Raw genomic sequence first — 6,546 nt, 5'->3', positions numbered from 1 at the left:
CAACTCTATTTAGGGAAGTACAAGTGTTTTAGATACAAGAGTCTAGAACATAGAATATAGACGCTATTTAAAAGAAAAAACATAACCGTCACTTCGAGTGATTTTTCAAAATAAAATGAAGAAAAATTGTATCGAGAAGCGATTGAAAATGATAAATGTTGAATGATAAATTTTAAATATAAAAGTGATTAGATACAAGAGTTAAGAACATAGAATCAAGACGCTATTTGAAAGAAAAAACATAAACGTCACTTCGAGTGATTTTTCGAAATAAAATGAAGAAAAATTGTATCGAGAAGTATTTGAAATGATAAATGTAAAATTGTTTAGATACAAGAGTCAAGAACATAGAATCAAGACTTTATTTGAAAGAAAAAATATAACAGCGCAAGCGATCTTAAAACATTGACAAATCAACAAAAAAAAAATTAACCAACAACGAATTACCAATAACAACCAAACCAACCTAAAATAAAATGAAAAAACTAATCCTACTCCTACTCACCTTTTCCACGTTGAGTATTTCTGCACAAGAATTCTCTATGGAAACGGTCAAAAACATGAAACCACGAAATATTGGTCCTGGCGGCATGAGTGGTCGTGTAACTTCCATTGCTGTTGTGAATGACAATCCTGATGTAATGTACGTCGGAACTGCCTCTGGTGGACTTTGGAAATCTACGTCGGGCGGCATCAAATGGGAACCAATTTTTGATAAACAAGTAACGGCTTCTGTCGGAGCTGTTGCCATTCAACAATCAAATCCGAGTGTCATTTGGGTCGGAACTGGAGAAGGAAATCCGCGAAACAGCTTAAATGGCGGTTACGGAATCTACAAATCTTTAGATGATGGAAAAAACTGGACATTGATGGGATTAGAAAAAACACGTCACATTCATCGTGTCATTATTGATCCTACAAACCCTGATGTGGTGTATGCTGCTGCAATTGGTTCACCTTGGGGAGAACATCCAGAACGCGGCGTCTACAAAACAACTGATGGTGGCGAAACTTGGAAGCAAATTCTATTCGCAAATAACAAAACAGGAGCGGCCGATTTGGTTATGGATCCTACAAATCCTAACAAATTAATTGCTGCCATGTGGGAACACAAACGTGATCCTTGGTTTTTCAAATCTGGTGGCGAAGGTTCTGGTTTACACATTACACATGACGGTGGAAAAACGTGGAAAAAACTAACCGACAAAGAAGGTTTACCAAAAGGAAACTTAGGACGTATCGGAGTTGCCATCGCGCCAAGCAGTCCAAATATTGTGTATGCACTAATTGAAGCAAAGAAAAATGCATTGTACAAAAGTACTGATGGCGGTTTCAAATGGACAAAAGTAAATGATAAATCAGGGATTGGAAATCGTCCATTTTACTACTCTGAAATTTATGTCGATCCACAAAACGAAAATCGTTTGTATACCATTTTTACATATGTAAATGTTTCTGATGATGGTGGAAAAAGTTTCAGACAATTGATGCCAGCGTACGGTGTAGACAATGGAGTGCATCCTGATCATCATGCGTGGTGGATTCATCCAACAAACGGAAAATTTATGATTGATGGAAACGACGGTGGAATGAACATTACCAAAGATCGTGGACAAACATGGCGTTTTATTGGAAATCTGCCTGTTGCACAATTTTACCATATCAATGTGGACAATGAATTTCCATACAATGTATACGGCGGAATGCAAGATAACGGTTCTTGGCGTGGACCAGCCTATGTGTGGCGCGCGCAAGGAATTCGCAATTCGTATTGGCAAGAAATTTCGTTTGGAGACGGCTTTGATGTTGTTCCTGACAAAGACGATTCACGTTACGGTTGGTCTATGAGCCAGCAAGGTTTTGTTTCACGATATGACTGGATGACAGGAAATAATTATTCTGTAAAACCAACACATCCTGATGCAAATATAAAATTACGTTTCAACTGGAATTCAGCCATCAATATTGATCCTTTTGACAATAGCACACTTTATTTTGGAAGTCAATTTGTGCATAAAAGTACAGACAAAGGCTTAACGTGGGAAGTGATTTCTCCAGATTTATCAACAAATGATCCTGCAAAACTGAAACAAGCAGAAAGTGGCGGATTGACCATGGATGCTACAGGAGCCGAAAATCACTGTACGGTTTTAGTTATTGAACCTTCGCCACTAGAACGAAATATGTTGTGGGCAGCTACAGATGACGGACGTGTACATGTCACTAGAAATGGTGGACAGGAATGGACAGAAGTGACCAAAAACATCAAAGGTTTACCAACAGGAAGCTGGATTGTACAAGTGAAAGCTTCCAACAAAAAACAAGGGGAAGCATTGCTTATTGCAAATGATTACAGACGCTTCAATTACGAACCATATGCATATCGCACCAAAAATTATGGAAAAACGTGGGAACGCATCGTTGACGCTTCCGATGTAAAGAGTTATACATTATCAATTGTAGAAGATCCTGAAAATAAAAATTTACTCTTTTTAGGAACAGATGACGGTTTATATATCTCGCTTGACGCTGGAAATAATTGGCAAAAATGGACGGCTGGTTATCCAACAGTTTCTACGAAAGACTTGGTAATTCAGCCACGTGAACACGATTTAGTCATCGGAACATTTGGTAGAGCTGCATGGGTTTTAGACGATATTCGTCCGTTACGTGCTATTGCAAATGATAACAGTATTTTATCTAAAAATATTGCCTTGTTTGAACCGCCAACTGCCTATCAAGCAGCATATCAGCAACCAACAGGAAGTCGTTTTGGCGCAGATGCTACCTATCATGGAGAAAACAAAAGAGGTGGCGCCATGATTTCGTATTACATCCAAAAGAAAGACATGCCTAAAAAGGACATGAAAGACAAAAAAGATGATGACAAAGAAAAGGATGAAAAGAAAGTAAAGTGGGATTCATTAACGCTTCAAGTTTACAATAACGGAAAGCTCATTCGTACCCTGAAAAGCAAAGCTCCAAAAGAAGATGGAATTCATAGAATGTTTTGGAGAATGGACGAAAAAGGAGTCGACAGACCGTCAAGAACGATTCGTAAACGTACACGCGAATCTGGTGGAATGCGTGTAAAACCTGGCACTTATCAATTAAAGTTGACGTATGGAGATCAAGTTTCTGAAACATCAATTAAAGTTGCTAGCGATCCACGTTTGCAAGTTTCTCAGAAAAATATTGACGAAACCTATGCTTCAGGAAAGGAAATTGAAAGCATGACACAAACTGCCGCAGATGCTGTAAAGCAATTGGTAGAAAGTAAAAATATAGCGAAAGAATACCAAAAAATGCTTGGCAAATTAGACAAGAAAAAGTATAAAGAAGCTATTAAGAAATCAAAGAATATTGGTAAAGAAATTGATGCTGTAATCGCACTTTATTTGGGTAAAGTAGACAAACGTCAAGGAATTACAAGAAATCCAGAAATAACGGTTATGCAACGTATTAATCTGGCAAATCGATATGTAAGATCGCGCAAAACTGGTTTGACAAGTACAGAACGTCAATTAATGAAACATGCTGAAGATGAATTAAAAGAGGCTTTAGACAAGACAAATACATTTTTTAATGACACTTGGAAAACGTATCGTACTGAAATGGAACAAATTGATTTGAAACCTTTTAAAGAAATAAAATCATTTCAATTGGATTAAGAAATTGTAATTGTTTGTTTTTGTTTGATTATCTGCTTACCTTGTTAAACAGAAAAAAGAATAGAAAACCAAAATATACATAGATGAAAAAAGGAATATCAATATTAGCCGCTGGATTGCTATTATTCGCCGTAAGTTGTAAAGGCGAAAAGAAAGAGGAAGCAGCACCAGAAGTAAAAGAAAAAACGCAAACTGCTACACCAAAAGTAGCCAAAGAAGCAAAAATTAAATTTGCACTTGAACCAAAAAGTGATAGTAAAGTTTCAGGAAATGTTGTGTTTACACAAAATGAAGAAACGGTAAAAATGGTCGCTGTCATGGAAGGTTTGACACCTGGAACACATGCCATTCATATTCATGCCAAAGCTGATTGTTCGTCTGCTGATGGAAAATCTACTGGTGGACATTGGAATCCTACGGCACAACCTCATGGAAAATGGGGAGCAAAAGAAGGCTATCACAAAGGAGACATTGGAAATTTTGAAGCTGATAAAAACGGAAACGGAACCATTACTTTTGAAACTGACGAATGGTGCATTACCTGCGATGATGATAATAAAAATATCATTGGAAAAGCAATTATAGTGCATCAAGGAACAGATGATTTTGTTTCGCAGCCTTCAGGAGCAGCCGGCGCACGAGTAAGTTGTGGCGGAATTATCGAGTAAAAATTCAAAAAAATAGTACAACACAAGAGGTTGTCTAAAAAGTATAAAAAAAGCGTCATTCTGATCCATGTACTGAACTTGATTCAGTATCAATTCAAAATCTCATTACACTGATTTTCAATGATTATGAGAAACCGAATCACATTTGGTTAGACGAAAATTTAGCTTTTCAGACAGCCTTTTATTTTTGTTCATATTATACACATACAGCATGAACCCTTCAGCAAAAGGTTGGATAAAAAAGTTATTGCAAGAATATCATTCGCTTCCTAAAACAGAAGAGAAGCACACCCTGGACACGTTTTATAAAGATTTAAAACAATGTGGATTTATCTATGGAACCAACTTTCGGACGTTATTCAATCAGGTTGAAAAAAACGATTATACACATGATGAATTGTGCAAAATAAACATCATCCTCTCTTTTTTGTTCATTCATGAATACCATCAATTTGAAGAAGATTTTATAGATAGTGTAATTGATTTTTACAATATTGTTGATGATTACAAAAGTTCTTTCTTTGAAGAATTGTTCATGGGAAAGAAAAAATCATACGACTTACTTGAAAGTATGATTCACAAACGTATTGCCATTGATGATAATGTCATTACCAAGAATTTTAATTATTTCATTACAAATACCTTGCTTTTTGTCGATGTGTTGGCGTATGAAAAATACTTACATTCAGGCAATGTTAGCGACGCGTATTTACGCACGATGGAAGCTTCTATTGAAACCATAATTTTTGCAGCGCTCGATCTAAAAACTGAAAAAAATTCGTATGACCAAAGCTTGATTAAACTATTTGAAGCTTCATTCCGATATGATAATCGCGTCCGATTGCACTACAGTGATGTTTTGATTCACATTACACATCCGCTGACAAAACAATACATTGTTGATTTGGTTTGTATGACGTTTTGGAGTGACAAAATTATTGATGAACAAGAGCGTACATTTTTGCATCAACTTGGAAAAGATTTACACATTTCCGAAGAAATTATTCTGAAAGCTACAGACGATATTCGTCAATACTATACTAATCACAAAGACGATATTAAGCTTTTAAAGTCACAAAATATGGTGCAGAGTTTTTATGAAAATTCGAGTAATATGGTTTCCAAACTGATTACACGTAATAAAAAACGACTGTCTAAAGAATTGCAAGAAAGCAAAGAATTAATGCTACTACTTTCGCAATCGACTGTACGAAATTTGAGCGATGAAGAACAAAAAAAAGTAAAAGACCAACTGCTTGACATTTTTAAAACCATACCAAGTTTGGCAATATTTATGCTCCCTGGCGGCATGTTGCTTCTTCCATTTGTCATTAAATATATTCCTAAGATTTTACCTTCTGGCTTTGATGATAACAGAGTTGACGAATAGTTTTTAAAATATTTTCTTTTTCAGGGTAACACATTAAGGTTTGCTGCACTAAGTTGTATAAATCTTAAAAATTTTTATTATGAAAAAAAGAAATCTAAAATCATTGAAATTGAACAAAGTAGCAATCTCTCAATTGAGATTAAATGGAGGACGCGCGCCTCAATCGAACAATTGTGCTGAGCCAGTTGGCCCATCTGATGATGACTTTGTTTGGTTTACTGATGCCGCTCAAAGAGCTTGTGAAACTTTTGACGGTACTGGATGTTTCTAGTAAAAAATTAAGTGATTAAGCGAACTTCGGTTCGCTTTTTTTTGCATTTTACTAAAGAAATGTTAATTAAATCACTACAATTCAGCGAATTACAACATACAACTTATGCAATTCCGTGAATTGTATTATACCTTTCTATCAATTCATTCTTTTTCTCTCTATCATTGATCATTATTAATTTTTAAAACTTTAGAATTATGAAAAAAAGAAATGTAAAAAATTTAGAATTGAACAAGAAAGCAATTTCCAATTTTGAAGTAGTTGGTGGAAGAGCGCCAGAAACTCACACATGTAATAATAATCCTGTAGGAGCCGATGAGCCAAGCCATGTTTGGTTTACGGATGATTTAAACCAGCATGTTTGTCAAAGTTTCCACACACATTGCAATCCTTAATCTAAACTAAAAATGTTGAGCGAACTTCGGTTCGCTTTTTTTTAGATTTAATTCGCTGTAATATGATTGTAAATTTGTTGATTTGGATAGAAAGACTTTGTTGGGTCTTGGGTTTTGGGTTTTGGGTCTTAAAAAGTACTTTTACATTTAA

Annotated in this window: 5 protein-coding genes; all 5 read left to right on the top strand. The window is 35.5% G+C overall.

Going from position 1 to position 6,546, the window contains the following annotated elements:
* The first annotated feature begins 476 nt into the window (after positions 1-476).
* Positions 477-3,671 (top strand): WD40/YVTN/BNR-like repeat-containing protein, encoded by a 3,195-nt coding sequence (locus AA089_RS11280; protein WP_046757058.1) that lies wholly within the window; start codon positions 477-479, stop codon positions 3,669-3,671.
* An 83-nt stretch (positions 3,672-3,754) separates the two neighbouring features.
* Entirely contained in the window at positions 3,755-4,339 is a 585-nt protein-coding gene (locus AA089_RS11275) for a superoxide dismutase family protein (protein WP_046757057.1), read from the top strand.
* Positions 4,340-4,550: 211 nt separating this feature from the next.
* Entirely contained in the window at positions 4,551-5,729 is a 1,179-nt protein-coding gene (locus AA089_RS11270) for an LETM1-related biofilm-associated protein (protein WP_046757056.1), read from the top strand.
* A 79-nt stretch (positions 5,730-5,808) separates the two neighbouring features.
* The gene (locus tag AA089_RS11265; RefSeq protein WP_046757055.1) at positions 5,809-6,000 is read left to right on the top strand and encodes a hypothetical protein; all 192 of its coding nucleotides are present in this window, start codon (positions 5,809-5,811) and stop codon (positions 5,998-6,000) included.
* A gap of 197 nt (positions 6,001-6,197) precedes the next feature.
* The gene (locus AA089_RS11260) at positions 6,198-6,395 is read left to right on the top strand and encodes a hypothetical protein (RefSeq protein WP_046757054.1); all 198 of its coding nucleotides are present in this window, start codon (positions 6,198-6,200) and stop codon (positions 6,393-6,395) included.
* Positions 6,396-6,546: the final 151 nt, after the last annotated feature.

The organism is Kordia jejudonensis (assembly GCF_001005315.1).
In the GTDB taxonomy this organism is placed as follows: domain Bacteria; phylum Bacteroidota; class Bacteroidia; order Flavobacteriales; family Flavobacteriaceae; genus Kordia; species Kordia jejudonensis.
Note: the sequence above shows the minus strand (reverse complement) of the source record. Positions and strands in the feature narration are given on the sequence as shown.

Coding starts and splice junctions, on each gene's coding strand:
- AA089_RS11265 (WP_046757055.1), top strand. CDS start 5,809: ATGAAAAAAAGAAATCTAAAATCATTGAAATTGAACAAAGTAGCAATC.
- AA089_RS11280 (WP_046757058.1), top strand. CDS start 477: ATGAAAAAACTAATCCTACTCCTACTCACCTTTTCCACGTTGAGTATT.
- AA089_RS11275 (WP_046757057.1), top strand. CDS start 3,755: ATGAAAAAAGGAATATCAATATTAGCCGCTGGATTGCTATTATTCGCC.
- AA089_RS11270 (WP_046757056.1), top strand. CDS start 4,551: ATGAACCCTTCAGCAAAAGGTTGGATAAAAAAGTTATTGCAAGAATAT.
- AA089_RS11260 (WP_046757054.1), top strand. CDS start 6,198: ATGAAAAAAAGAAATGTAAAAAATTTAGAATTGAACAAGAAAGCAATT.